This is a genomic window from Desulfobotulus sp. (assembly GCF_034006065.1).
In the GTDB taxonomy this organism is placed as follows: domain Bacteria; phylum Desulfobacterota; class Desulfobacteria; order Desulfobacterales; family ASO4-4; genus Desulfobotulus.
Genome location: NZ_JAVETM010000031.1, coordinates 17,612 through 42,164, shown reverse-complemented (window position 1 = coordinate 42,164; position 24,553 = coordinate 17,612). Strand labels below are relative to the sequence as shown.

The window sequence follows — 24,553 nt, the reverse complement described above, 5'->3', positions numbered from 1 at the left end:
ATGGCCGCAGCCGCGCAGGCTCTGGCCAACAGGCAGAGCCAATCATAATACAGGGTGTCGATGATGGGAATACGGCTTAGGTCATAAAAAAGAATCCGGGCGTTTTTCTGTTGCAGCGCATGGAGAATTTCCGGAATGAGGATTTCCGGGCTGGAGGGATCCAGGGCCATGTCCGGCTCCAGAAGCACTCTGCCCGCACCGATGGGGGTGATGTGGATACCCTTTGCCATGGCCTAGTCCGCCTGTACCCTGCGGACCTGAATGCCCAGAAAGAGAAAGGCTTCCTTGAGACCTTCGGACAGGGTGGCGCGGGTCTGGATATCGCCCATATGAATGTTGAGGGTGGCCAGGGAGCGGGCGATGGAAGGCCGTATGCCCGTGAGAATGGCCCTGGCTCCCATGAGACCGGAGGCGCGGATGACCTGGATGAGGTGGTGCATCACCTGGGTGTCAATGGTGGAAACGCCGGTAAGATCCAGGATGATGACCCTGGCCCGGACCTCTTCAATGCGCACAAGGAGCTTTTCCATGAGATCCATGGCCCGGCTGGAGTCCAGAGTGCCGATGATGGGCAGGGAAAGCACCCCATCCCAGATTTCCGTGATGGGTGTGGCCACAGCCATCAGTTCGTCCTGCTGGGCCTGCACGGCGCTTTCCCGTTCCAGCTGATAAAGACGGAAGGTGTCCATGACCAGTTTGTTGAAAAGACGGATGAGGTAGAGAAGCATCTGACGGACCTCTTCCGAGGACGCTACCTGTTCCAGCAGGGATTCGAGAAACTGGGACTGAATGAACTGGATGAGACGGAAAAAGGATTCCGCACTTCCGCCACGCATCTGGATTTTACCGTGTACTTCCATCATGAGGCGGCCCAGGGTCTGGTAGGCGGGGTCTTTGCCGGAAATAAGACCTTTTTTAAGGATGGTTGTGAAGAGGTCAATGAATTCGAAGGTGTAGTCCCGGATTTCATTTTCATTGAGAAAACGGTGATGGGCCAGGGTTTCGTCGGCAAATTCCGCAATTTTATCGGCAATGGTACTCATATCAATGCTGTTTAAGACCGCAGGACCGATGTGGTTGTAGTCCAGTTTCATGGAAAACTCCTTGGGGGTGCAGGGGTGTTATGGTGAAAATGCGCGATGAAAAGACTTTTGTCGTCATGATCCCGCCCCAGAATATTGCCCATGAAGAGGGCGGTGAGCTGGGGATGACAGTTTCTGAGACCGGGAAAATCACCGATATCAGGATTGAGGACAATGCCGTCCGAACTTGAGCAGATCAGGGTATTGTCTTCAAGGTTAAAAAAACCTGCCCCAGGCGTTCCGCCGCCCCGACCGAGAACGCCGCCGGGGAACTGGGGTTTGAGGGGTTTTTCAGAACCGTAGCACCGCAGGGCCAGGTCTCCGAGCCCCGCATACAGAGCTTTGCGAGCCTGGATATCCAGACACACGGCCAGTCCCATGGCGCCCCTTCCCCCTGCCAGACGCAGATTCAGGGTTGCAAGCAGTTCTGCGGGATCGGATCCTGGGGTGGGAATATTGTAAAGGCTTTCCGCAGTTTCCGCTGCATTTTTGCCATGGCCGAGGCCATCTAAGTGAATCCAGTTGAGAAAGCGGGCGCTGCTTGTTTCCCGGATGCTGTCGCCGTTGAAAAGATCATCTTTCAGAGCCCGCAGAAACCGGCCTGTCCGGAGCCCTCTCGGGTGTCGGAAGGAGGCCTGGTCTCCGGGGATGAAACGAGCCCATGCGGCTGTGCCGTACCAGACATTGGGGCCTGGGCCTGGGGTTCGGGTTCGGGTGTAGATGTCAAAGATGTCCGCAGCCCTGCCAATGGATCCCAGACCACGGCCTAAGGTCTGAGCCGTGGAAAAACCGTCTGTGAGGGCCTGGGAAAGGTCGGAAATGCCAGGACCGAAATCCAAGGCAAAAAGATCCAGAGCGGGGATGGGCGACAGATGCTCCCATACCTGGAAAAGCCCTGCGCCTGTGGCGAATTTGATCTGATTGGACATCAGTTCGCTGGCCGCAATCTGGATACGTTCCCGCTGCACCTCATGAAAGCCCATGCGCTGGGTGACAGCCCGCAGGCGCGAGCGTATCACCATGGGGCTGTTTTTATCCATCATGAGCTGCTGGGTGATCAGGCGCATGCAAGAGATCCTTCATGATCCAGAGCCGAAAGGGAGGCTGGGTCCTTGTGGGCCATCTCATCTGCAGATGTGGCAGTGGAGATCGGATGCCGTTTCTGTGAGGGAGGCAAGGGCAATCTGACCCCGTCCGTTTTCCTTGGCATAATAAAGGGCCTGATCCGCCTTGCGGGCAAGGCTTTCCGGGGTGTCGCCCTCCTGATGGGCGGCAATGCCGATGCTCACCTTCTGATCCATGTCCGAAAGAATGATTTTACTGATCCGTTCCGCCTGCTGCATGTCCGCCCCAAGGAGGATGGCAAACTCGTCGCCTCCGATGCGGCAGGCTTTGTCCTGTCCTTCGCGTATGGTGGCGCGCATGGCCATGGCCATGGAGCGCAGCACCTCATCTCCATAGCCATGACCAAAGGTGTCGTTGACTTCCTTGAAATAATCCAGATCCAGAAAAATCAGGGAAAAGGGTTTGGGGTTTCGGGCGAGCTCACGAAGGGTTTCATGCAGGATGCGATCATAGGCTCCCCGGTTCAGAATACCTGTGAGGCTGTCCGTTTCCGCTTTTTTGATGTAAAGGTCCAGCTCTTTTTTCCGGTGTATGAGCTGATGTTCGATATTCCGGATTTCTTCCTGGGCGTCCCTTTGTGCCCGGGTCAGCTTCTGGCGGATGCTTTCATTCTGGAGGCGCAGGAGCTCGGGGTTCTGGGTGCGGATCTGATCTTGAAGTTCTTTGTGGATCTGTTCGAGAAGGAAAGGTTCGGAACGGGTGACGGAGGCCAGGGGGAAGGTCTCGGATGACCACCGGAGGCTCAGCTTTTTTCCTTCCAGAATCAGGCGGACATCCAGGGCGTCCTTGGCATGACAGAGGGCTTCCCGCAGGTGTTGATTCAGGGCGGGAATTCGGGTGGCCGAGGCAAAGACGGGGGCGTCCAGACGGCGAAGGGCCTCCAGGAGAAGACCGGAAAGTCTCTGGATATCGGGCTCCACAAGGATGGAAAAGGAAAAAAGACAGTGCATGGTGTCTTTCGGTAAGGAAAAAACGCAATGAAATTCCGTTGGCCTGCGTGAGGGAGGGAAATCCCTTGTCTGCAATATGATTTTTTTCCCTACGATAACAAAAGCTGCATAAAAGTCAAAAATATTGAAGCCCGGACAAGGAGGAAAGGATTTCTTGCCGGAGTTCTGGGGCAGGCGGGGGTGTCTTTTCCCTGCCTGCCCCAGAGGGGATTTTTGGGCAGAACTGCGGGTTTTTCCGGAAAACCCGGCTCAGGGTGTGAAGGTCAGGGTGTTCACAAAGCAGCTGATATGGGCTGTGGTGTCCGTGTTGTCCTGGGGGGTGCTTTGTTCTGTGTGAAAGAAACTGGCCCCAGCCATGCGCCAGTTTTTCATGTCGCCCTCGGTATCTTCCAGGCCGAGGAAGGAAGTGCGGTTTCTCTGTACGGAAAAACGCAGGCGGCAGAGCAGATAGTCCCGATCCTTTGCAAGGGTGCGGTCCGTATGATCCGCAATGAAACGGATGCGGATGCGATTTTTTCCATCCTTTGCGGAAAGTTCGGTCTGGGTCACCTGCCAGCCCCAGCCAGTGTGTGGGGTCTCCAGAATACGGTCAAAGGACAGAACGGAAGGCTCAAAGGAGAGAACAAAGGAGAAATCCTCAAGGCGGTTGGGGGCGTCCTGGATGACAAGCCAGGTATCCGCTGTGCCTCCGCTTTTACCGTGCAAGGGAGTGAGAAAAAGGTCGTTGGCGCCGGATGGCAGTGTCATGGCGCAGAACAGGAGGAGGAAGAAAAGGGGGTGTCGCATGGTTAAGCATCCTTATTCTGGAGATGAGGGGCAGGACAGAACCATAAACTTAAGATGCCTGCATATCACAAAACGGAGGTGTCCGAAATGGGCAAAAAAAGACATTTTTTGTCCGGATTCGGAAAAATTTCTTCATCCAGGGAGTCCCTTTCTGGGCGTGAGGGGAATGAAATAAAAAAAAATGGGGCAGGGAAAGGGGGGGCTTTGCAGGGAAGGCAAGGGCGGAGTGGGAGGGGATGCATGTTTTTTGCATTCCTCCTCTTAAGGGTGCTATAAAAAGAATCTTCTCCGGTATCGTCTGGCCCTGTGTTCCCATGCTTGCGGGTATTATTTTTTTAAAGTCTGCCCGAAGGCATGGATTGAGGATCCATAAAAAAAACAAAACATTCAATTGGTTGAATTCCGTCATGGCCTGGGGCCAAGGGCAGGATGGCTGGTTTTTTGTTTGCATGGAAAGAAACAATGAAAGAAAAGCCCAGACACAGGATTTTTTTTCGTTTTCTCATGGTTTGTTTTTCCCTTTTTTTTCTGGTGGCCTTTTTCCTCCTTTCGGGATTGGGGCTGATGCGCCTTTGGGAGGCGGGGCATGCCTTTGCCCCTGGCCCTTCGGGGATTCATGCCCAGAGATTCTCCTTTGTGATGGAAAATCCGGAAAGATCCTTTCCCTCGGGTATCCATGGCAAATGGCATGAAAATACAGACTTTTATGCAAGAGAGCCTTTGCATGGAATCCTCTTCCTTCTGGCTGGCGGGACCTTCAGCCTTGCCTGTTTTGGCGGGGTTCTCCTTTTTCTGGGGGTTTCCATGGAAAGACGACGTTTTCTGGAAGCGGCCCAGGTTCTGGCACAGGGTATGCAAAAGGTCCGCAATGGCAATTTTTCCTGTCGGGTTGGGGAGGCGGGGTTGGATGCCCTGGAAGGAGCAGGCCGGGCTTTCAATGAGATGGCAGAGGCCCTGGAACGTTCCGACAGAACGCGAAAAGCCCTGGTGGCCATACAGATCCGCAACAACACCCAATGGATAGGCGAAGCGCGGCGGCGGCAGCGGGTTCTGGCCATGCACAAGGCCAGGCTGGAAGAAAAGGTGAAAACCCGGACTTCTGTTCTGGAGTCTATGAACACGGCCCTGCGCAGCAGTGTACGCTCTTTGGAGAGGCGGACCCTTGAGATCACCCAACTGAACCGCCTGGCGGAATCTCTGCAGAATGCCAGGAATGTGGAGGAGGCGGCGACCTTTGTGCTTCGGACCTGCCAGCAGATTTTTCCTTCGGATGCCGGGGTGCTGGCTTTCCTGAACCCCGCAGGCCGGATGACGGTGATGGATGGCTGGGGCCGGAATCGCCCGGATGTGGCCATCTGCATGGGCGAGCAATGCCCCCGTAAAAAGGCGGGAAATGACCGCATGGAGGTGTGCAGCGCAGGTGTGGACGGATGTGAGGAACTGTGCATCCCCATCCGTCCCAGGGAGGGCGCTCCGGCCATACTGCGGATCCGTCTGCGGCAAATGGCAGACCTTTACGGTCGTAAGCAGGCGGCGCGCAGAGCCCTGGCCGGGAGTGTGGCCGGCCATCTTACGGCCAGTCTCACCACGTTGCACCTGGTGGATCGCCTTCGCAGGGAAGCGGTAACGGATCCTCTGACCGGGCTTTATAACCGCAGATACATGGAAGAAACCTTCCTGCGCGAGCTGGCTCGTGTGCGGAGAGAGGGGTTGCCCCTGTCCGTGGTGCTCATGGATGTGGATCATTTCAAGAACTTTAATGACACCTATGGGCATGAAATCGGCGATGCCGTGCTCAAACAGCTTGCAGACATCCTGAAAATGGATGTGCGGGCTGAGGATGTGGCCTGCCGATTTGGAGGCGAAGAATTTCTGCTTTTAATGCCCGGACTTTCCGCAGATTCGGTTTTTAAGCGGGCTGAGACTCTGCGTAAGGAGGTGGAAAACGCTCCCCTTGTGGGGGCGGGCATGGCCTCTCTGAAGGTGACCATGTCTCTGGGGGTGGCAACCTATCCCGGAGATGGCGATACGCCGCAGTCGCTGATCCTGGAGGCGGACAAAGCCATGTATGCGGCAAAGCTTGCGGGAAGAAACCGGGTTTTTGCGGCAAGAACCCTGCCTTCGGAAGTCTGAAGGCCTGAAGGCGGGGGATTCCGTATGGAATCGGGAAGGGTAGCGAGGGGTGGGGCATGCGCGGAAGGTGTGGTTTTCTTGTTTGACAAAGACAGATGCATGTGGCCTGATAAACACGGTTTCTCGGGGGAGAAAGCCACGCGGGGAATTGTGTATTCCTAATTGACAAAGGAGTAGAACATGTCTGAAGTCCTCAATTTTCTGAAGACCCGCCGCAGTATCCGCAAGTATGAAGACCGCCTTGTACCGGAAGAGGCCCTTGAAAAAATTCTGGAAGCGGTGCAGTGGTCCCAGTCCTGGGCCAATACCCAGTGCTGGGAGGTGATTGTGGTGAAAGATCCGGAAACCCGCCTGCGTCTCCAGGAAACGCTGGGACCCAAGAATCCGGCGACCAAAGCCCTCGTTGCCTCCCCTGTTTTGCTGGTTCTCTGCGGTAAGAAGGCGGCAAGCGGTTATTATGACGGCAAGGCCTCCACCCTCTTTGATGACTGGATGCTCTATGATCTGGGTATTGCGACCCAGAGTCTTTGTCTGGTGGCCCACGATCTCGGACTCGGAACGGTTGTGGTAGGACTTTTTGATCACCAGAAGGCCGCAGAAATTCTGGAAGTTCCGGACACGGTGCAGGTGGTGAGCATGATTCCACTGGGTTACCCGGAAAGGACGCCCAAAGCGCCGGACCGGAAACCTGTTGCCTCCTTCTGTCACAAAGAGCGTTACGGGCAGTAAAATGAGAGACCCCATCACCGGAAACCGCGCGCCGGTGCTGGGGTTTTGCATGAGTTTTCCGTGAAGCCTCCATGGTTGGATAGATCCGCACAAAGCCCGCTTGCCTGATTGCTTCTCTTCTGTTTTTTCCAGTCCGGATTCCTGAGTCCGCTTTTTTTGCAAAACCATCACCATTTGGAGAATCCATACGCTTAAAACCTGGGGGAGCGTGTGGCGTAAGGAGGAATGGATATGCACCGGCAGGCGGAAAAATGGTACCTTACCCGTCAGACCTTTCCGGAGCTTCTGCATCGCAACTGTCTTCGTTTTCCCGATCGCCCCGCCCAGTTGTGGCGGGATGAAAAGGGCGGTATTGCAAGGCTTTCCTATGGGGGTCTTGGGGATGTGGTGCGGGAGATTGCGGGCGGTCTTTTGTCCATGGGTGTGGAAAAGGGGGATCGGGTGGCCATTGCCGCCCCCACAGTTCCCCAATGGATGTGGGCGGATTATGCCATTTTGTGTACCGGAGCCATTACCGTGGCCATCCATCCCTCCCTCGGGGCTTATGATATGGGAGAACAGATCCGGGATTCCGGATCCCGTATCGTTTTTGTCTGCGGGAAGGCAGCCTTGAAAAGCATTCTGGCCTCAGGGACCCATACCCTTAAGGCCATTGTGTGGATGGGATCGCAGAATCTGGACCTGCCTGACCATCCCTGCCTGTGCAGTCTGGAGGCCCTGCGGGAAGATGGACGGCGTTTTTTCAATTCCTCCCCGCTCTTGTATGGCCAGCGCTGGCGTGGCGTGCAGCCCGATGACCCCATGACCCTGATCTATACCTCCGGAACCACTGGACAACCCAAGGGGGTGCTGCACACCCACGGTTCCGTGACATCGGCCTGCATCCGGGATCTTTGTGCGGTTCCTCTGCTGGAAGAAAGGGATTGTCTTTTGTCCTTTCTGCCCCTTTCCCACAGTTTTGAGCGTCAGTGCGGGCACGGCACGGCCATGTTTGCAGCCATTCCCATTGCCTATGGCTCCGCCCAGACCCTGGGGGAAGATCTGCGTCTTTTTCAACCCACCTACCTCATGGGTGTACCATCCACCTATGCCCAGATATACGCCAGGGTCAGGGCAACCCTGAAAGGATCCTGGCAGCATTTTCTTTTTCGCATGGCGGAAAAAAAGGGGCTTTGGCTTTTGGATCGTGTCATGGACTCACAGGGACGGGTGGACGTGAGGGAAGGGCGCGCCTGGACCCAGGGCGCGGGCTGGCGGCACAGATTTTCCTATGGGCTGGTGGATTTTTTTGTTTTCCGTAAGCTGCGCAAGCGCCTTGGCGGGCGGTTGCGTTTTGTTTTTTCCGCTGCCGGGGTGCTTCCGGAAAAACTTTGCCGCCTCTACCTCTGTGCGGGCATACGGATTCTTGAAGGCTATGGCGCGACAGAAACCTGTAACACCGTGGCCCTGAATCCCGTTGAAGCGGTAAGACCCGGATCGGTGGGAGTTTTTTCCAAGGGCGTTGAATACAGGATCGCAGAGGATGGGGAGCTTCTGGTAAAGGGACCTTTTCTTTTTAAAGAATACTGGGGGCGGCCCGAGGAGACCCGCAGGGTTTTCACTCCGGATGGATTTTATTGCACAGGGGATGTGGTGGAGCTGCTGGATGGAGGGTATCTGCGTGTGGTGGACCGTAAAAAGGGGCTTCTCATGCTGAATACGGGGCAGCGCGTGGCTTCCGCAAAACTGGAATCCCTTTTTACCTTGAGTCCTTACATTGAAAGGGTGGTCCCTGTGGGAGATGACAGACCCTTTGCCATGGTGCTGGTCCAGCCGAATTTCAGAGCCTTTATCCGTATTTTTCAGAAGCATGGCGTTCCCTTTGACACCCATGCGGTGAAGGAGACTGCGGACGGAGGTCTTACGGTCTATCCGGATTTTGTTCGGATACCGGAGCTTGTGACCATGGTGGAAATTGAAATTGCTGCGGTGAATGAAAAATTGCAGAATTTTGAAAAAATCAGAAATTTTGTTTTACTTCATGAGCCCCTTTCCATAGAAAGGGGGGAACTGACGCCTACGCTGAAAGCACGCAGGGATGTGGTGATCGCCCGTTACCGGGACAGCATTGAAAAAGCCTATGCCAAGGGGCCCCGCTGCTGAAATCAGAACTTGGGTTTAAACGGAGGAACCATGGAAAATGTGGCATTGTCTCCCATAGGAATCATCCATTCTCCCTTCAAAACATTGGAGAATATGCCCATACAACCCCCCGGCGCTGGGGAAATCCAGGGGCGGGTACGGATTTTTCCTGCCTATGTGGAAGGTCTTCAGGATCTGGATGGGTTCAGCCACATCTACCTTATCTATGCCTTTCATCGGGCGGAGCGTACGGAAATGCGGGTGATTCCCTATATGGACAGCAAAGCGCGGGGAGTTTTCGCTACCCGTTCACCCCTGCGTCCTTCCCATCTGGGCCTTTCCATTGTGGAGCTTTTGTCCGTGGAGGGGGGAGAGTTGCATGTTCGGGGCATTGATGTCCTGGATGGTACGCCCCTTCTGGATATCAAACCCTATATCCCTGCCTTTGATCACAGGGAGAAGGTGCGCTCCGGCTGGATGCAGCAGAACAGAGAGGCGGTGGTGGCTATGCGTTCCGATGACCGTTTTGTATGATGGGAGACCCCGATGCGATATGCGGATTCCGCAGCGGATTTACAGATATGCATGAAAACATGGCCGGATGCCCTTCCTTCGGCCTTTCTCCGGGACGATGGCCCGGCATCCCATTATTATGACGTCTGCACCCTGCGGGAGCTTCGTTCTTTTCTGAACGGGGATCCGGACCTTAAGATCTGCGATCGTTTTGGCCTGGGGCCAGGGGAGTGGCGGGAAGCAGTGGAGATGGCCCTGATGGCTCGCCTGGCTGTGCAGAGGCGGCGGGCGTCCTGAGGGAAGGACGGGTTACTTTGGGTTGGGATTTCGCCCCCTTTGTCCGAAAAGGGCAAGGGGGCGGTGTGTTTAGTTCAGCATGGCTTTTTTCAGCCCACTGTCTGCGGGTTTATCGCCCAGCCAGATGGCAAAGAGGGCTTTTTTGAAATCAAGGCCTTCAATGTTTCCCCGGGATTCGCCGTTTTTACGCATGGTCACGCCCGTCGCAGGGGCATAGGCCAGTTCAATGGTGTCCCCTTCTTTGATTTCATCATGAAAGCAGGCGTTGAGGGCGTCGATCTGAGACTTGATGGAGTCCGTTTTGCCGCCCGTTGCCGCAGTAAAACCTTCATTGATGGCGTCAAGCATTCTTTCGCGGGTGATCATGCCGGAGGTGATGTGCAGGCGGATGGCCATGGGCGCGTCTGCCTGAATGATCGCTCCGGCGTTGTTGTTTTTCTGCTGCACATAGAGAGCACCCACATAGAGGTTCATAAAGGCTCTTTTGCGTATGCCTGCGCCGTTCAGGGCAAGGTCTTCGCCATCCACGGTAATACGCAGGGGAAGGTCCACGCTGCCGACTTTCTGGGTCGCCATGGCCGGGAGGGCGAGAAGGCAGGCTGCGATGAGAAGCATGAGCATTTTTTTCATGGGATACTCCTTCGTGAAATGTATAGGGTTAGGAAAGTTTATGGGATCCGGAAGGTTTGTCCGGAAACTTGTTTTTTTAAGGAATCCTGAAAATATATACAGGGTGTCGGGTTCTGCCGGGATGGGGAGAATCCTCTGTGTATCGCTTCACTGTTTGTTCCCGTTCCAGGAAAGATCCTTGCCCTTTTCCGATGCCACGCTGGGCAGGTGGGAAACCTGGACCCAGGACGTGCTGCGACCTAAGGCCGGGATGCCGATATAGCCTCTGAGTTCCAGTTCTCCGTCTTTCATTCGGGCCTGGGCCTTGTAGGTTTTGCCTGTTTCAGGATCATAGACCTGGCCGTCTTTCCATGCATTGTCCTTGCCGACCTTAAAGCCCCAGGCAATGGTGAGGCCCATGACGGCGTTTTCCCTTTTTTTGGGATCCGGATTGAGGACGTCATAGAGGGGATTGCCCTCTTTGTCTACGGAATCTTTCAGCCATACGATGTGGGCGGCCCAGGTTTTGGTCTCAGGAAGGGAGATGATTTCCACAATGGACTTGCCGCCTTCGGTCTGCCAGAGGCCTGTGGGATCGGGCAGGGACTGGGCCGAAGCGGAAAGGATAAGGCAAAAGAAAACAAGGATCTGAAGCAGGATAATTTTTTTTCCCATGGAAAGCCTCCTTGGCAGGGGAAGACACAAAGGTCTTGGGAATATGTTCCGCATAGGATTCCGATTGATTAGGAAACATTGTTTACAACAGGAATATCCAAATGGCAAGGCTTAATCTTGCACTCACACAGGCGGGAGGAGGCTGCCCCTCAGGGCTTCCAGGGAGAGGAAGGCATTTCGGCGCATGTAGTCCGCAATGCCGTCTGCAATTTTGATTGTGGTTTTCGGATCAATGAAATTGGCCGTTCCCACGGCCACGGCGCTGGCCCCTGCGAGGATGAATTCAATGGCATCTTCTGCGTTCATGATGCCTCCTAAGCCGATGATGGGAATTTTTACGCAGGAGGCCGTCTCCCAGACCATGCGCAGGGCCACGGGCTTGATGGCAGGGCCTGAGAGTCCGCCGGTGATGTTAGCCAGGCGGGGTTTTCGGGTTTTTACGTCAATGCTCATGCCCGTGAGGGTATTGATGAGGCTTAAGGCATCGGCCCCTGCGGCTTCCACGCTGCGGGCGATCACCTTGATATCCGTGACATTGGGAGAAAGTTTCACGATGAGGGGCTTGGTGCTGACCCTGCGCACGGTTTCCGTAAGTTTTGCTGCGGCAGAAGGATCGGTGCCAAAGGCAAGACCTCCGGCTTTCACATTGGGGCAGGAGATGTTAAGCTCCAGAGCTTTGATGTCCGGTTCATTTTCAAGGCGCAGGGCAAGCTTCTGGTAGTCGTCCTCGCTTTTGCCGTAGAGGTTGGCGATGACGGGCGTTCCCCAGGCTTTCAAGCGCGGGAGTTTATGTTCCAGAAAGGCCTCCACGCCGATATTTTCGAGGCCCACGGCATTGAGCAGTCCGGCTGCGGTCTCCACCACCCTGGGTTCGGGGTTGCCCTGGGAGGGCAGAAGGGAAAGACCTTTTACAATGATGGCTCCGATGCGGGAAAGATCGGTGGCTTCGGCGTACTCCAGGCCGTAACCAAAGGTGCCGGATGCGGTGAGTACGGGGTTTTTCAGTTCCAGTCCTGCGATGCGTACACGAAGATCGGGCTGCATGGCTTTATCCTTCAAGGAAACATGGGTTGGGGAAGGGGGAGAATCCGGGCCTTGCCATGGGCAGGCGTCTCGTTTATAGACGGACGGGGGGAGAAATGGCAAGAATGAATGGCGCAGGAAGGAAGCCTCCCCGCACATCCATCAGATTTTTTTGACCCAAATTATTTTGACCCAAGGAGAAACTATGGGCAGAACCATTACGGAAAAGATATTTGATGCCCACCGGGTGGACAATCCCGCAGGAGACATCCAGGTTATCCGCCTGGATGCGGTCTTCTGCCATGAGATCACCACCCCTGTGGCCATCAACGATCTTGTGGCCAGAGGCAAGGATCGGGTCTTTGATCCCTCAAAAATCAAGGCTGTCATTGACCATGTGACACCTGCCAAGGATTCCAAGACCGCAGAGCAGGGCAAGATCATCCGGGACTGGGCAAGACGTCACGGCATCCGGGATTTCTTTGATATCGGCCGCAACGGGGTCTGTCATGCCCTGTTTCCGGAAAAGGGCTTTGTGCGTCCGGGATACACCATTATCATGGGCGACTCCCATACCTGCACCCACGGCGCTTTCGGAGCCTTTGCCGCAGGTGTCGGCACCACGGATCTTGAAGTGGGGATTTTAAAGGGCGTCTGCGCCTTCAAGGCCCCCAAAACCCTGAAGGTGGAAGTAACGGGAAGCCTGCCCGAAGGGGTCTATGCCAAGGATGTGATTCTGGCCCTCATCGGCAGGCTCGGAGTGAACGGGGCCACCAACAAGGTGATTGAGTTCACAGGCCCTGTCGTTGAAGCCATGTCCATGGAATCCCGCATGACCCTTTGCAACATGGCCATTGAGGCGGGTGGCACCTGTGGGGTCTGTTCTCCCGATGCCGTTACGGTGGACTACCTCTGGCCTTTCATTGAGAAGGACTACGCTTCCAAGGAAGCGGCACTTGCGGATTTCTCCCGCTGGATTTCCGATGCGGATGCCGCCTATGACGGGGTGATGACCCTTGATGTGTCCACCCTGACGCCCATGCTCACCTTCGGCTACAAGCCCGATCAGGTGAAGCCCGTTTCCGAGTTGGCAGGAGCGCCCGTGGATCAGGTGTACATCGGTTCCTGTACCAACGGCCGCATCGAAGATCTCCGGGTGGCGGCCTCCGTCCTGAAGGGGCGTCGCATTGCGGACACGGTGCGGGGTGTGGTGTCTCCGGCAACACCTGAGGTCTATCGCATGGCTTTGGCCGAAGGGATTATCCAGATTTTCATGGATGCGGGTTTCTGCGTCACCAACCCCACCTGCGGCGCCTGTCTTGGCATGAGCAACGGGGTGTTGGCCGAAGGCGAGGTCTGTGCGGCCACCACCAACCGGAATTTCAACGGCCGCATGGGCAAGGGCGGCATGGTGCATCTCATGAGCCCGGCCACGGCCGCAGCCACGGCCCTTGCGGGCAGCATTGCCAATTCTGAACTCTTTACGGCCAGGGAGGTGCGTGCATGATATCCTTTGACGGCAAGGTGGCCTTTCTGGATCGCTCCGACATCAATACGGATGAGATCATTCCGGCGCGCTATCTCACGGAAATCACCAAGGAAGCCCTGAAGCCCTACCTCATGGAAGACCTCAAGATGGAGGGCTTTGATCCGAAGACAGGCTTTGCAGGGGCCTCCGTTGTGATCTCAAGGGCCAATTTCGGCTGCGGTTCCTCCAGAGAACATGCACCCTGGGCCTTTGAGGTGAACGGCATCCGGCTCATCATTGCGGAAAGTTTTGCTCGGATTTTCCGGCAGAACATGTTCAACTGCGGCATGATGGCCGTGGAACTGCCCGCTGCCACCCTGGATACCCTCTTTGCCCGTTTTGCGGGAAAGGAAACCCATGTGACCGTGGATCTTGCGAAAAACCTTTTCACCTTCACGGCAGCGGGGGAGAGCCTTGAGGTTCCCTTTGCCATTTCCGATTTTGACCGCAGTCTGGTCATGGCCGGAGGCTGGGTGGATTTTGCGGATCGCAATTACTGATTCCCGGTAAGATCAGGACGCCTGTAGCGCCAGGAAGCCAAAACCTTCCGGAGCTTTAAGTGTCTTTGTCCGGTGACGAGCAGGAGCTCTGGCATTGCGCCATCTCCTGCTTTCTGGTACATGGCTGGTATTTCAGGAGGGTTTATGACAGAAACGAGGCCCCAGGTTCCCGGGACACTGCCCATGGCCGTTGTGGACGGTTTTTTTGTGCTGGGGCTTTTTTCCGCTTTCATGTTCCGTATCCTCATTGTGTTTACCAGCTGGCAGCCCCAGTGGTTCCGGCCGGTCTGGTATGCGGGGGTTCTGGGGTATGTGCTTTTTTTCGGTTTCCGTTTTTACATCTCCCGCAAACGGCGAAAGGTCATCACCACCTTCGGGCTGGCGGAAAAACTTGAAGGCAGGGAGCCTTTGGGAGAAGAAGACCGCAAAGCGCTCCTGTACCTTGTTCATTCCATCCGAAAATCCCGCGAGAACATCAATTATCTTTTTATCTTTGTGCTTTCCTGTCTTGCCATTGTGCTGGATCTCTGGATGCATGGATAAAAAGATCAGGAAAAATGAGGATGCATCCAATGAAGAATCCGGAAAAGGCCTGTCCCGAACTGGTGTTCCTGGACTTTGGCGGCGTGATTGCCCAGGAGGGTTTCAAGACGGCCATGGTGGATCTGGCCCTTGGTGCTGGCAAGGATCCAGAGGGTGTTAAACGCACAGCCTTTGATCTGGTTTATGCCACAGGATTTACCTTAGGTCGTATCCGGGAGGATACTTTCTGGCAGGCCTTCCGCGAGGCCACGGGCATTGGGGGAGAAGACGCTTTTCTCACGGATTTTGTGAAGGCGCGTTTTGTGCTGAGGCCTTCCATGCTGGCCCTTGCCTCAAGGCTTCGGGAAAAGGGAATCCGTACGGCCATCCTCAGTGATCAGACCCACTGGCTGAAGGAGATGGATGCAAAGGAGGGATTTTTCTGTTATTTTGACCGGGTATTCAACTCCTATGATGCGGGTATGACCAAAAAGGAGCCCGCCTTTTTCATCCAGGTGCTGGAGACCATGAAAACCCCTGCTCACAAGGCCCTGTTTGTGGATGATCATAAGCCCCATGTGGATCGGGCGCTGGCCTTGGGCATGGATGCCCTCTGGTATCAGGAGGAAGACGTTTTTCAGAGAGAGATGCAGGCCCGTTTTCCCTTTGCCCTTTTTACACCCTGAGCGAAAGGAGCCCTTTGCATGGGAAAAAAAGCCTTTGAGCGGATGTGGCCGGATGAGGTGGCAGATTATATGAAAACCCACCGGGAGGGCGGGTATCTTCTGGTGGATGTGCGGGAAGAGGAAGAGTATGCCAGAGAGCATATTCCCGGAGCCCTGCATCTTCCCCTGCGGGAGGTTCCGGAAAAGATCGCAGCGCTTCTGCGGGAGCCGGGGCGGGAGCTGATTTTCTACTGTGCGAGGGGGGTGCGCTCCGAGGCGGCGGCCCTCATGGGTCGGGATGTTCTTGGGGAAGAGATCCCCATTATGAGCATGACAGGGGGTATTGCCGCCTGGGAAGCAGGCCTTGCGGTTTCGCCGCCGGATCTTTCCCTTTTTTATGGCCCGAAACGCCATGGCAGCGCCCTGGAGCGGGCCATGGCCCTGGAAAAGGGGGCAGAGCTTTTTTATGGTTTTCTGGCCCGGCGCTGGGAAAAGGGGCCTTTAGGGGGGCTTCTTGGGAAAATGGCAGGGGACGAGGTGGGCCATGCCCGGATTCTCTGGCGTTTCATGGAGAAAAAAGAGACCTTTGAAACCCTCTATGAAAAGCTGGATGCGGAATTTACGGAAAGCGGTGAGGCTCTGGGCGATCTTCTGGGGGAGATGGAAGCCCTTTCGGAAGGTGCCTGTGAAGAGGTTCTGGAACGGGCTTTAGGGCTTGAGCTCATGGCCTATGATCTGTACAGAAATATGGGGGAAGCTTCCGAAGGGGAGGAAAGGAGAGCCTTTTTTGCCCTGGCTCAGGCGGAAAAATCCCATATGGAACGGTTGGCCGAAGCTTTCGGGCTGTGCGGAGCCGTGCAATAAAGGAATTTTTGGATATGAAGCGTTTTGAAGAGCTGTTTGCGGAACTGAAGGAAAAGGCCAAAACGGGAAATCCCGACTCCGGCACGGTGGCGGCCTTAAAGAAGGGAAAACATTTTATCGGCAAAAAAATCCTTGAGGAGGCCGGAGAGGTCTGGATGGCCGCCGAATACGAGGGACGGGAAAAGACCGCAGAGGAGATTTCCCAGCTTCTTTACCATGTGCAGGTCATGATGCTGGCCTGCGACCTCACCCTGGAAGATGTTTACCAATACCTTTGATATCTCCCTATTTTTGATAAGGATACGCCATGTTGCAGATTGCATTGCCCAACAAGGGAACCCTGGCCGAAGACAGCATGCGGCTTGTGCAGGAGGCGGGCTACAAGTGCCGCCGCATGGGTAAGGAGCTGATGATTTCGGATGTGGAAAACGGCATTGATTTTTTCTTTTTAAGACCTAAAGACATCGCCGTTTATGTGCGCAAGGGCATTCTGGCCTTAGGGCTCACGGGCCGGGATCTGGTGATGGATTCAGGTGCTCACCTTGTGGAAATTCTGCCCCTTCATTTCGGAAAATCCCGCTTCTGCTACGCCGTTCCCGAAGACAGCCCCATCACGCCGGAAAGTCTTCAGGGCTGCCGCATTGCCACAAGTTACGCCACCCTGGTGGCGAGGGATCTGGCGGCCAGGGGAGTGGATGCGGAAATTATCCAGCTCGATGGGGCTGTGGAGATTTCCATCCGCCTTGGTGTTTCCGATGTTATTGCCGATGTGGTGCAGACCGGAAAAACCCTTAAAGATGCAGGTCTTAAAATCGTGGGAGGCACCATTCTTGAAAGCGAGGCCGTGCTGGTGGGCCGGGATGAGGCGGTTCTTGAAAATCCCCTGGTGAAGACCTTTGTGGAGCGTCTGCGGGGCATTGTGGTGGCAAGGGATTATGTGATTGTGGAGTATGACGTGGAAGAGCGTCTTCTGGACGAGGCCTGCCGCATTACGCCGGGCATTGAGTCGCCCACCGTATCGCCTTTGAGTAAAAAGGGCTGGGTGGCGGTGAAGGCCATGGCAAAGAAAAAAGAGGTGAACGCCATCATGGATGCCCTCACGGCCATCGGTGCACGGGGCATCATGGTGATGGATATCCGCACCTGCCGGATTTAAAGGAGTATTTTCATGGAAGAAGCCAGGGTTCTGGTTCTCAGCCACACCCCGGAGCCGGAGCGTATCTGCGCGGCTGCGGCCCGGATTTCCACAAAGGAGGGGGCTGCACGGGCTGTTTATGCGGAGACCCGTCGGGAGAACATCGGCGGGCTGATCCGCAATGTCATGGGCCTTGGGCATCAGTCCATTGCGGAACATGCGGTGTTCAACCTTGCCTTTGAAAATGTGTCCGTTTTTTTTGAGCAGTATCTCATTGAGTTCCGACTGGCCGCCTATACGGTTAAATCCAGGCGTTATGTGAATTATGCGGGCATGGGCTGGATGCGGCCTCTTTTTCGTTTTGAAAAAAAAGGTGCGGACACAAAAGCCCTTGAAACCCGCTACGATACCCACATGGCCGCACTCTTTTCTGCTTACGCAAGGCTTACGGAGCTGGGAATTCCCAAGGAAGATGCCCGTTTTCTTCTTCCCTGCAGTTTCAGAAGCCATATCTACTGCACCATGAACGCAAGGGAGCTTCTCCATTTTCTGAGAACAAGCCTCCATGGCCGGGGCCGGAGATATCCGGAAATTGCAGCCCTTGGCGAAAGTCTCCTTGCCCAGGTACAGGAGATTCTGCCCGATGTTTTCGGAGATCTTGAAAAGGGAGGGGGGGCGTATTCGGACAAAAGGGCTGAAATCGTGGCGGGGCTTGGCCTTTGTGGGGCGGAAAACAGGGGGCGCGATGTTTTGCTTCTGTCTGCCACGGAAAAAGGGGAGGAGAAAGTGGCCATGGCAGCCCTCATGGCCGAAGGCCTTGCTCCTGCTTCAGCCTTGCGTCTTTTATCGGAAAATCCCGGTCTCGTGGGAGCGCTTCTTGCCGCCGTACTCAAGGATGCGCGGCCAAGGGAGCTGGAACAGGTGAATTATACCTTCCATATTCCCGCAATCAGTCTTGCGGGGCTCACCCATCTGACCCGACACCGCATCCAGAGCCTCTGCGTGCCGGATCTGAGCCGGTCTGTGCATCAGGGGGGAGTGCTGCCGAAAACGGTGTGTTCCCATCCCGAAGCCCTGGACATTTATGGCAGGGCCGTGGCGGAGAGTGCGCTGCTGCGCATGGATTTTGAAGAGGCGGGTCTTGTGGCCGAAGACGGGGTCTATCTTCTTCTTGCGGGAAATACGGTGGATGTCTTTTCCACCATGAACGCAAGGCAGCTCTTTCATTTTCTGAAGCTGAGAACCTGCTTTAGGGCCCAGTGGGAAATCCGGGATATTGCCTGGAAGATGCGCTCTCTTCTTGTGGCAGAGGCGCCGGGGCTTTTCAGGGCTTCAGGGCCGGGCTGCTTTGTGCAGGGGCGATGTCCCGAGGGAAAGATGTCCTGCGGGCGTATGGCGGAGGTGAAGGCCCTTGCTCATCCATGAAGGGCCTGAAGAGACTCTCAGGCAACCACAAGCGGCTTTTTTTTGGGGGTTTTCGGGCCTGGATCTTTGGGGTTGTAGAAGTGGCAGGGCTCTCCGGAACTGCGCAGAACCACCATCGAGGGGATTTCACGGGTTTTGAAATTCAGGGCGCGGCAGCCATTGGGAAAGCGGGGATCCCAGGTGACATAAAAATGGCGGCAGCGATGGCAGTTGACCGGATTCTGTTTCATGGGGTTATGGGGCAGTGTATCCCTTGGGTTCATACCGGAAGAGTTGTGAAGCATTCAGGCTTTCAACCTGAACACAAGTTAAACGCTTGTTTATCGGATGGCAAGAATTCTGGAGCGTACTTTCCTTGACAGAAAAAAAAATACTGGAAAATCTGGATAAATTTCAGCGCTATAATCGTGAGCGTCAGCGGATGTTTTTTGAAAGCGCGCCCAAGGAAGCCTTTCAGATTCTCTATCTTCTGCCCTGGATGCTCAGCGTGAACCATCCCCGGGTTCCGGGATACATTGAGCATACGGACTCCTCTTTCAGGGTGCATGGCATTGATCGCTGCCCTGAGATCCGCAAGAGGGAAGGGCGCTTCCGGGCCATGTTCGGTCTTGGGGAGACCCGTTTTCTCCTGAGAAAAACCGGCCACTGCATTGATGGCCTGTATTCCATCGGCAGTGTGGGCACCCTGGCCCAGACGCCGGATTCGGATTGTGATGTGTGGATCTGCTGTGACAGCCGACGGATCGGAAGGGAAGGCTGGAAGATCCTGCAGCAGAAGATCAACATCATTAAAGACTGGCTGGATATCCATTGTCGCATCCCTGTGTATTTTTTTCTGTCGGATCTGGAAGCCATTCGCAGGGGAGATTTTGGTCGGGCGCTGGATGAAAGTTCGGGGTCAGCCCAGAAAAACGTGCTGAAAGAGGAATTCTACCGCACCTGCATCGTACTCATGGGTAAGACGCCTTTCTGGTGGGTCTGCTGGGATGGCGAGGAAACCCTGGACTACGAGAAAACCTGGGAAAGAATCTGGAAACTGGGACGGATTGCCGAGGATATGGTGGACCTTGGCAACCTGGAGCGGGTGTCCGTGCAGGAATTTTTTGGTGCAGCCCTCTGGCAGCTGCACAAATCCCTTACCAGCCCTCTGAAATCTGTGATCAAGATGACCCTTTTGCGCATGTACCTCGACAGAACGGAAGAGGCCCTGCCTTGTCATCGTTTTCGGGAAGAGGTGCTGAAAGAGGGCTCTTTTTTTCTGGATCCCCTGAATTTTTCCATGGCCCTGATCCTGCAGGAGTATGGAAAAGAACTTCCCGAAGAGGAGAGACGGCTTCTTGCCCGGTGCTTTTATCTGCGTTGCGGCCTTACAGCCTTTGAACATAAGCGGCCCATACGCAGGGAGCAGACCCTGCGTTTTGTGCGTATGGCGGGACTTTCCCGGGAAGATCAGTTTGAGTTGGGAGCCTTTGAAAGCTGGGATGCGGCCCGGCAGATGCGCCTTGGAAAGGCCATGATGCTGCGTCTGTTCCGTTTTTATGAGGATATTGTGCGTTGTGCTTCCGGTGTGGCTTCCTTTATGGATCGCAGAGACCTTACGGTGCTGGGCCGCAGAATCACAGCCATTTATCAGAAAAAAGAACACAAGGTGGTGCACCTTCCCCGGCCTGGGTATGGTTTTAATCTCCAATCCCTGGAATTTGTGTGGATGGGTGAAGGACGATGGTCGCTTTTTTCGGGTTCGGATCGCTCCCTGCCTCTGCTTGCGGATGCGGATATTCTGGAAGCTGTGGCCTTTGGCGTGTGGAACGGTCTTTATGTCCGGACCCACATGCGGATGGAACCCAATACTTCCAGCGTCACCTTGCAGGAAATCATCAATCTTTCTGAAAAAATCAAAGATCTCTTTGGCACCTGTGATGTCACGGAAAGGGATGCGGATGTTTTTTTAAAGGCGGAACGCTTTACCAAAATGCTGGTGGTGATCAGCTTTGAAAAAAATCCTTATGAAAAAGATATCAACGATCTTGCGGTGATCTATGCCAATGCCTGGGGGGAGCTTTACGTGCGCAGGTTCCATTCGCCCTTTACGCTGAACGCCTTCATGCGGCAGCACAGGCTGGGAAATTCAGGCCTTGAGGTGCATTATTATCTCCAGAGAAATGCTTCCTATTATGAAAAGATCATTGAGCGGACCAAACGGTTCACAGCCCTTTCCCTGGGCTCTGACTCTGCATAGGCCGGGGTTCATGGACGGAGAAAGAAGGATGCAGAAGACCCTTGCGGAGCTGGCCCGCGCAGGCCTTGAAAAAATGATCGTTTTCAATGAGCTGGAGGCCGGACGTTTATATTCAGAAAAGCAGCTGGCCATGTGGCTGGGGCTGGGGCGCACCCCTGTGCGGGAAGCCCTGCAACGTCTGGCCCATGATCGCATGGTCTGTATCCATCCCCGCAGGGGCATCCAGGTGGCTTGCCTGACCATGGAGGATCAGCTGCGTATCCTTGAGGTGCGGCGGGCCATTGAGGGGGCCTGTGTGCATCATGCGGCTATGCGGGCGACGGAAATGCAGAAGCGACGCATGCGGACTCTGGGGGATGGCATTCTGGAGGCAGCAAGGGTGGACGATGATGCAGAAGTCCTGGTTTATCTGCGTGAAATCCACGAAACCCTTGTGGAAGCCACGCAGAACTTTTTTTTTGCCCAGGCCATGACCCCGCTTCTGAGTCTTTCCCGGCGCTTCTGGTTTATGAATAAGGAAGCAGAAGATTCGAGGAACGGAGCGCTTCTCTACCAGAGAATTCTGCTGGCTGTATCCGAAGGGGATTGTCATCAGGCGGCCCAGGCCTCACGGGATCTTATGGACTATCTGAAGTTTTTTGCAGAAAACCGAAACAGGGAAGAGCAGGCCATCATGGAAGAGCTTTAAGGAAAAGGGCCTGGTAAGGTGCGAGCGCCCTGGACGCCGCGTCCGAGGAAAAGGTCTTGGTTTTTTTATCAGATTCGACGATACGGTTTCAGGGGATGTGGATCCGGCAAAACAGGGGCGTGGGCGGATGAGACTGGGTAAGAAGTGGCGTCCCCAAGGGGATTCGAACCCCTGTCGCCGGCGTGAAAGGCCGGTGTCCTGGACCGGGCTAGACGATGGGGACGCAATATGGTGGTGGGGGGAGGATTTGAACCTCCGAAGGCTTGGCCGACAGATTTACAGTCTGTTCCCTTTGACCACTCGGGAACCCCACCGCAGCATGTATTTTTCGGAGGTAAAAACAAAGGGGAGAGATAAGATGGTACCGAAGGCCGGATTTGAACCGGCACGGGTTTTCCCACTGCGCCCTCAACACAGCGTGTCTACCAATTCCACCACTTCGGCACATGATTTTTTGGCGTCCCCAAGGGGATTCGAACCCCTGTCGCCGGCGTGAAAGGCCGGTGTCCTGGACCGGGCTAGACGATGGGGACGCATATGGTGGTGGGGGGAGGATTTGAACCTCCGAAGGCTTGGCCGACAGATTTACAGTCTGTTCCCTTTGACCACTCGGGAACCCCACCAGGTACTGAGGATAGATCTTAAAGAGCGATTCTTATTTGGTACCGAAGGCCGGATTTGAACCGGCACGGGTCTCCCCACTGCGCCCTCAACACAGCGTGTCTACCAATTCCACCACTTCGGCAAACAAAACTTATTCAGAAGCTTTTTCCTGTACCACCGGCTGTACGATCACAGACTCCGGCATAATGGAGCCCACTTTTTTATTTCCGGAAATCCAGGCAAGACTTAAGGACGTCAGCATGAACAAAATGGCAACGCCTGTTGTGATTTTACCGATTAAAGTCTGCCCGCCCGAAGCGCCAAGAAGAGCCTGGCTGGATCCACTGCCAAAGGCAGCACCCATTTCAGCGCCTTTGCCAGCCTGAAGAAGCACGATCACAATCAGGGTAAGGCATACAACAATATGAAGCGTAACGAGCAGTGCCGTCATGAATACAGTCCGTTTCTGATCAGGGATACAAAGGTTTCAGGATCCAGGCTTGCGCCACCCACAAGGGCTCCATCCACATCGGGAAGTTCCATTAACTCCTTGATATTGGATGGTTTGACGCTGCCACCATACAGAATCCGAATGCGCTTGGCAAGGTCTTTTTCAAGACTTTCCGCCAGGGTTTTCCGTAAGAAGGCATGGACTTCCTGAACCTGATCCGTACTGGCGGTTTTCCCGGTTCCAATGGCCCATACGGGCTCATAGGCAAGGACCAGAAAATCTGCGTCCGTTACGGAGAGGCCTTTTACCGCTTCTCTGACTTGTTTGTCAAGCACTTTGAAGGTGAGGTTTGTATTTCTTTCTTCCTCCCGTTCTCCGATGCACAGGATGGGGCACATGTCTTCGCGGAGAATGGCCTGAAGCTTGGCCTGGATCAGGGTATCGGTTTCGCCGCAATACTGGCGACGCTCGGAGTGTCCGGTAATGACAAAACGACAGCCGCAGGCCTTGAGCATGGGAGCCGAGGTTTCGCCTGTAAAGGCCCCTTGAGGCTCGGTATGGGCGTTCTGGGCGGCGAGAAGAAGGGGCGTCCCGGCGAGGCTCTGGTGTGTGCTGACAAGGGCGGGGAAGGGAGGTGCCAGGGCCACGTCCGCGTGGGGAGGCAGGGCTCCCAGGGCCATGGCAATGGCTTTGGCGTCCCTTGTGGCTTCTTCCGGGGTTTTATGCATTTTCCAGTTGGCTACAATGAGTTTTTTCCGATTCATTGTTCTGCCTTTCCTTCACCAGGCTGGTTTGAAAGGTCCCGTCAGGAGCAAAAGGCCATGGCGGGACTGTGACTGTTTTTGTCTGGGGCGGGTTCAGATCCGCTTTCCCATAAAGGCGGCAAGGTCCACCATGCGCTGGGAGTAGCCGGTTTCGTTATCGTACCAGGCCAGCACCTTCACCATGTCTTCTCCTATGGTTTCCGTTGTGGGGGCATCCACAATGGAGGAAAGGGGGCAGCCGTTGAAGTCCATGGAAACCAGCGGTTTTTCCTCAAAGCCCAGGATGCCCTTGAGTGCCCCTTCGCTGGCGGCCTTGAGGGCGGCGTTCACGTCTGCCTTGGTAAGCCCTTTGCGTTCTGTGTTCACCACAAGGTCTATCATGGATACGTTGGGCGTGGGAACGCGGATGGAAAGGCCGTTGAGCCTGCCCTGGAGGCTGGGAAGCACAAGACCCACGGCCTTGGCCGCGCCCGTGGTGGTGGGAACCATGGAAAGTCCTGCGGCTCTGGCCCGGCGCAGATCCTTATGGGGAAAATCCAGAATGCGCTGGTCCCCCGTATAGGAGTGAATGGTGGTCATGAGGCCCTGGCGGATACCGAAATTCTCCATGAGCACCTTGGCCACCGGAGCAAGGCAGTTGGTGGTGCAGGAGGCGTTGGAAACGATGAAGTGTTTTTCAGGATCAAAGGTTTCTTCATTAACACCCATGACAAAGGTGGCGTCGGGGTTTTTACCCGGCGCGGAAATAATCACCCGCTTGGCCCCCGCCTGAAGGTGGGTCTGGGCCTTTTCCCTGTCCACAAAAACGCCGGTGCATTCTGCTGCGATGTCAATGCCAAGATCCTTCCAGGGCAGTTCTGCGGGATCTTTTTTGGCAAAGAAGGGAATGCTGCGGCCATTGACCACAATGGCGTCTGGCTTGGCTTCGATCTGGGCGTTGAGCCTGCCGTGTACGGAATCGTAGCTGAGCAGATGGGCCATGGTTTCCGGGGCTCCGAGGTCGTTGATGGCGGCAATCTCGATTTCCGGATGCTGCAGAGCGCAGCGGAATACCACGCGGCCGATGCGTCCCAGGCCGTTGATGGCGACTTTGATGGTCATGGTTCCTCCTTCAAGGTTTTTCATC

At 55.1% G+C, this 24,553-nt stretch carries 27 protein-coding genes and 6 tRNA genes; 15 read left to right on the top strand and 18 right to left on the bottom strand.

The annotated features are described in order from the left end of the window. From RBR60_RS11875 to RBR60_RS11855, 5 genes are all read right to left on the bottom strand, one after another. Nucleotides 1-230: hypothetical protein (locus RBR60_RS11875; RefSeq protein WP_320357021.1), on the bottom strand; the 230-nt coding region annotated here is incomplete at its 3' end. A 3-nt stretch (nt 231-233) separates the two neighbouring features. Further along, entirely contained in the window at nt 234-1,094 is an 861-nt protein-coding gene (locus RBR60_RS11870; RefSeq protein WP_320357020.1) for an STAS domain-containing protein, read from the bottom strand. Then, nucleotides 1,091-2,149: a hypothetical protein gene (locus tag RBR60_RS11865; protein WP_320357018.1), complete on the bottom strand. Its 1,059-nt coding sequence runs from the start codon at nt 2,147-2,149 to the stop codon at nt 1,091-1,093. Before RBR60_RS11865 ends, RBR60_RS11870 begins: the two co-directional genes overlap by 4 nt. A gap of 57 nt (nt 2,150-2,206) precedes the next feature. Continuing rightward, the gene (locus RBR60_RS11860) at nt 2,207-3,157 is read right to left on the bottom strand and encodes a GGDEF domain-containing protein (protein WP_320357016.1); all 951 of its coding nucleotides are present in this window, start codon (nt 3,155-3,157) and stop codon (nt 2,207-2,209) included. A 249-nt stretch (nt 3,158-3,406) separates the two neighbouring features. Next, nucleotides 3,407-3,943, bottom strand: coding sequence for a hypothetical protein (locus RBR60_RS11855; RefSeq protein ID WP_320357014.1), 537 nt, complete (start codon nt 3,941-3,943; stop codon nt 3,407-3,409). 462 nt (nt 3,944-4,405) lie between these two features. Here RBR60_RS11855 and RBR60_RS11850 point away from each other — a divergent pair, with 462 nt between their 5' ends. The 5 genes from RBR60_RS11850 to RBR60_RS11830 all read left to right on the top strand — a co-directional run bounded on the left by RBR60_RS11850 (nt 4,406) and on the right by RBR60_RS11830 (nt 9,736). Further along, entirely contained in the window at nt 4,406-6,076 is a 1,671-nt protein-coding gene (locus RBR60_RS11850) for a diguanylate cyclase (protein WP_320357012.1), read from the top strand. 180 nt (nt 6,077-6,256) lie between these two features. Then, nucleotides 6,257-6,805, top strand: a complete 549-nt coding sequence (locus tag RBR60_RS11845; RefSeq protein WP_320357009.1) for a nitroreductase family protein — start codon at nt 6,257-6,259, stop codon at nt 6,803-6,805. Between the two features lie 231 nt (nt 6,806-7,036). Further along, a complete protein-coding gene (locus RBR60_RS11840; RefSeq protein WP_320357007.1) occupies nt 7,037-8,947 on the top strand; it encodes a long-chain fatty acid--CoA ligase in 1,911 nt (636 codons plus the stop codon). 30 nt (nt 8,948-8,977) lie between these two features. Continuing rightward, on the top strand, nt 8,978-9,460 hold the full coding sequence (tsaA, locus tag RBR60_RS11835; RefSeq protein ID WP_320357005.1) for a tRNA (N6-threonylcarbamoyladenosine(37)-N6)-methyltransferase TrmO: 483 nt from the start codon (nt 8,978-8,980) through the stop codon (nt 9,458-9,460). Between the two features lie 51 nt (nt 9,461-9,511). Then, nucleotides 9,512-9,736: a hypothetical protein gene (locus RBR60_RS11830; RefSeq protein WP_320357003.1), complete on the top strand. Its 225-nt coding sequence runs from the start codon at nt 9,512-9,514 to the stop codon at nt 9,734-9,736. 69 nt (nt 9,737-9,805) lie between these two features. Here RBR60_RS11830 and RBR60_RS11825 read toward each other — a convergent pair whose 3' ends face one another. The 3 genes from RBR60_RS11825 to RBR60_RS11815 all read right to left on the bottom strand — a co-directional run bounded on the left by RBR60_RS11825 (nt 9,806) and on the right by RBR60_RS11815 (nt 12,064). Beyond that, nucleotides 9,806-10,366 carry a chalcone isomerase family protein gene (locus tag RBR60_RS11825; protein ID WP_320357001.1) on the bottom strand — a complete coding sequence of 187 codons (561 nt, stop codon included), beginning with the start codon at nt 10,364-10,366 and terminating at the stop codon, nt 9,806-9,808. 147 nt (nt 10,367-10,513) lie between these two features. Next, nucleotides 10,514-11,020, bottom strand: a complete 507-nt coding sequence (locus RBR60_RS11820) for a DUF2147 domain-containing protein (protein WP_320356999.1) — start codon at nt 11,018-11,020, stop codon at nt 10,514-10,516. A gap of 123 nt (nt 11,021-11,143) precedes the next feature. Continuing rightward, nucleotides 11,144-12,064, bottom strand: a complete 921-nt coding sequence (locus tag RBR60_RS11815; RefSeq protein ID WP_320356997.1) for a dihydroorotate dehydrogenase — start codon at nt 12,062-12,064, stop codon at nt 11,144-11,146. Nucleotides 12,065-12,248: 184 nt separating this feature from the next. Here RBR60_RS11815 and RBR60_RS11810 point away from each other — a divergent pair, with 184 nt between their 5' ends. From RBR60_RS11810 to thyX, 8 genes are all read left to right on the top strand, one after another. Next, nucleotides 12,249-13,550, top strand: coding sequence for a 3-isopropylmalate dehydratase large subunit (locus RBR60_RS11810; protein WP_320356995.1), 1,302 nt, complete (start codon nt 12,249-12,251; stop codon nt 13,548-13,550). After that, the gene (gene leuD, locus RBR60_RS11805) at nt 13,547-14,071 is read left to right on the top strand and encodes a 3-isopropylmalate dehydratase small subunit (RefSeq protein ID WP_320356993.1); all 525 of its coding nucleotides are present in this window, start codon (nt 13,547-13,549) and stop codon (nt 14,069-14,071) included. Before RBR60_RS11810 ends, leuD begins: the two co-directional genes overlap by 4 nt. Nucleotides 14,072-14,215: 144 nt before the next feature. Then, nucleotides 14,216-14,614, top strand: coding sequence for a hypothetical protein (locus tag RBR60_RS11800; protein ID WP_320356991.1), 399 nt, complete (start codon nt 14,216-14,218; stop codon nt 14,612-14,614). Between the two features lie 20 nt (nt 14,615-14,634). Beyond that, nucleotides 14,635-15,279, top strand: a complete 645-nt coding sequence (locus RBR60_RS11795) for an HAD family phosphatase (RefSeq protein ID WP_320356989.1) — start codon at nt 14,635-14,637, stop codon at nt 15,277-15,279. Between the two features lie 18 nt (nt 15,280-15,297). Continuing rightward, nucleotides 15,298-16,122: a rhodanese-like domain-containing protein gene (locus tag RBR60_RS11790; protein ID WP_320356987.1), complete on the top strand. Its 825-nt coding sequence runs from the start codon at nt 15,298-15,300 to the stop codon at nt 16,120-16,122. 8 nt (nt 16,123-16,130) lie between these two features. After that, nucleotides 16,131-16,400, top strand: a complete 270-nt coding sequence (locus RBR60_RS11785) for a phosphoribosyl-ATP diphosphatase (RefSeq protein WP_413815466.1) — start codon at nt 16,131-16,133, stop codon at nt 16,398-16,400. Between the two features lie 29 nt (nt 16,401-16,429). After that, complete coding sequence (hisG, locus tag RBR60_RS11780; RefSeq protein ID WP_320356982.1) at nt 16,430-17,278, top strand: ATP phosphoribosyltransferase; 849 nt, start codon at nt 16,430-16,432, stop codon at nt 17,276-17,278. 12 nt (nt 17,279-17,290) lie between these two features. Next, on the top strand, nt 17,291-18,682 hold the full coding sequence (gene thyX / locus RBR60_RS11775; protein ID WP_320356980.1) for an FAD-dependent thymidylate synthase: 1,392 nt from the start codon (nt 17,291-17,293) through the stop codon (nt 18,680-18,682). A gap of 17 nt (nt 18,683-18,699) precedes the next feature. Here thyX and RBR60_RS11770 read toward each other — a convergent pair whose 3' ends face one another. Continuing rightward, nucleotides 18,700-18,966 (bottom strand): hypothetical protein, encoded by a 267-nt coding sequence (locus RBR60_RS11770; RefSeq protein WP_320356978.1) that lies wholly within the window; start codon nt 18,964-18,966, stop codon nt 18,700-18,702. Between the two features lie 71 nt (nt 18,967-19,037). Between RBR60_RS11770 and RBR60_RS11765 the strand changes: the two genes are divergently transcribed. Further along, entirely contained in the window at nt 19,038-20,921 is a 1,884-nt protein-coding gene (locus RBR60_RS11765) for a class I adenylate cyclase (RefSeq protein ID WP_320356976.1), read from the top strand. A 28-nt stretch (nt 20,922-20,949) separates the two neighbouring features. After that, nucleotides 20,950-21,609 (top strand): GntR family transcriptional regulator, encoded by a 660-nt coding sequence (locus tag RBR60_RS11760; RefSeq protein ID WP_320356974.1) that lies wholly within the window; start codon nt 20,950-20,952, stop codon nt 21,607-21,609. A 145-nt stretch (nt 21,610-21,754) separates the two neighbouring features. Here RBR60_RS11760 and RBR60_RS11755 read toward each other — a convergent pair. From RBR60_RS11755 to gap, 9 genes are all read right to left on the bottom strand, one after another. Beyond that, nucleotides 21,755-21,832: transfer RNA gene (locus tag RBR60_RS11755), tRNA-Glu, on the bottom strand. A gap of 6 nt (nt 21,833-21,838) precedes the next feature. Continuing rightward, nucleotides 21,839-21,923: transfer RNA gene (locus RBR60_RS11750), tRNA-Tyr, on the bottom strand. 45 nt (nt 21,924-21,968) lie between these two features. Further along, nucleotides 21,969-22,053 (bottom strand) — tRNA-Leu (locus RBR60_RS11745). A gap of 11 nt (nt 22,054-22,064) precedes the next feature. Next, a tRNA-Glu gene (locus RBR60_RS11740) sits at nt 22,065-22,142 on the bottom strand. A 5-nt stretch (nt 22,143-22,147) separates the two neighbouring features. Then, nucleotides 22,148-22,232 (bottom strand) — tRNA-Tyr (locus RBR60_RS11735). A gap of 37 nt (nt 22,233-22,269) precedes the next feature. Next, nucleotides 22,270-22,354: transfer RNA gene (locus tag RBR60_RS11730), tRNA-Leu, on the bottom strand. A gap of 9 nt (nt 22,355-22,363) precedes the next feature. Next, entirely contained in the window at nt 22,364-22,663 is a 300-nt protein-coding gene (secG, locus tag RBR60_RS11725) for a preprotein translocase subunit SecG (RefSeq protein WP_320356972.1), read from the bottom strand. Beyond that, complete coding sequence (gene tpiA / locus RBR60_RS11720) at nt 22,660-23,427, bottom strand: triose-phosphate isomerase (RefSeq protein ID WP_320356970.1); 768 nt, start codon at nt 23,425-23,427, stop codon at nt 22,660-22,662. Before tpiA ends, secG begins: the two co-directional genes overlap by 4 nt. Nucleotides 23,428-23,520: 93 nt before the next feature. Beyond that, the gene (gap, locus tag RBR60_RS11715; protein WP_320357023.1) at nt 23,521-24,528 is read right to left on the bottom strand and encodes a type I glyceraldehyde-3-phosphate dehydrogenase; all 1,008 of its coding nucleotides are present in this window, start codon (nt 24,526-24,528) and stop codon (nt 23,521-23,523) included. Nucleotides 24,529-24,553: the final 25 nt, after the last annotated feature.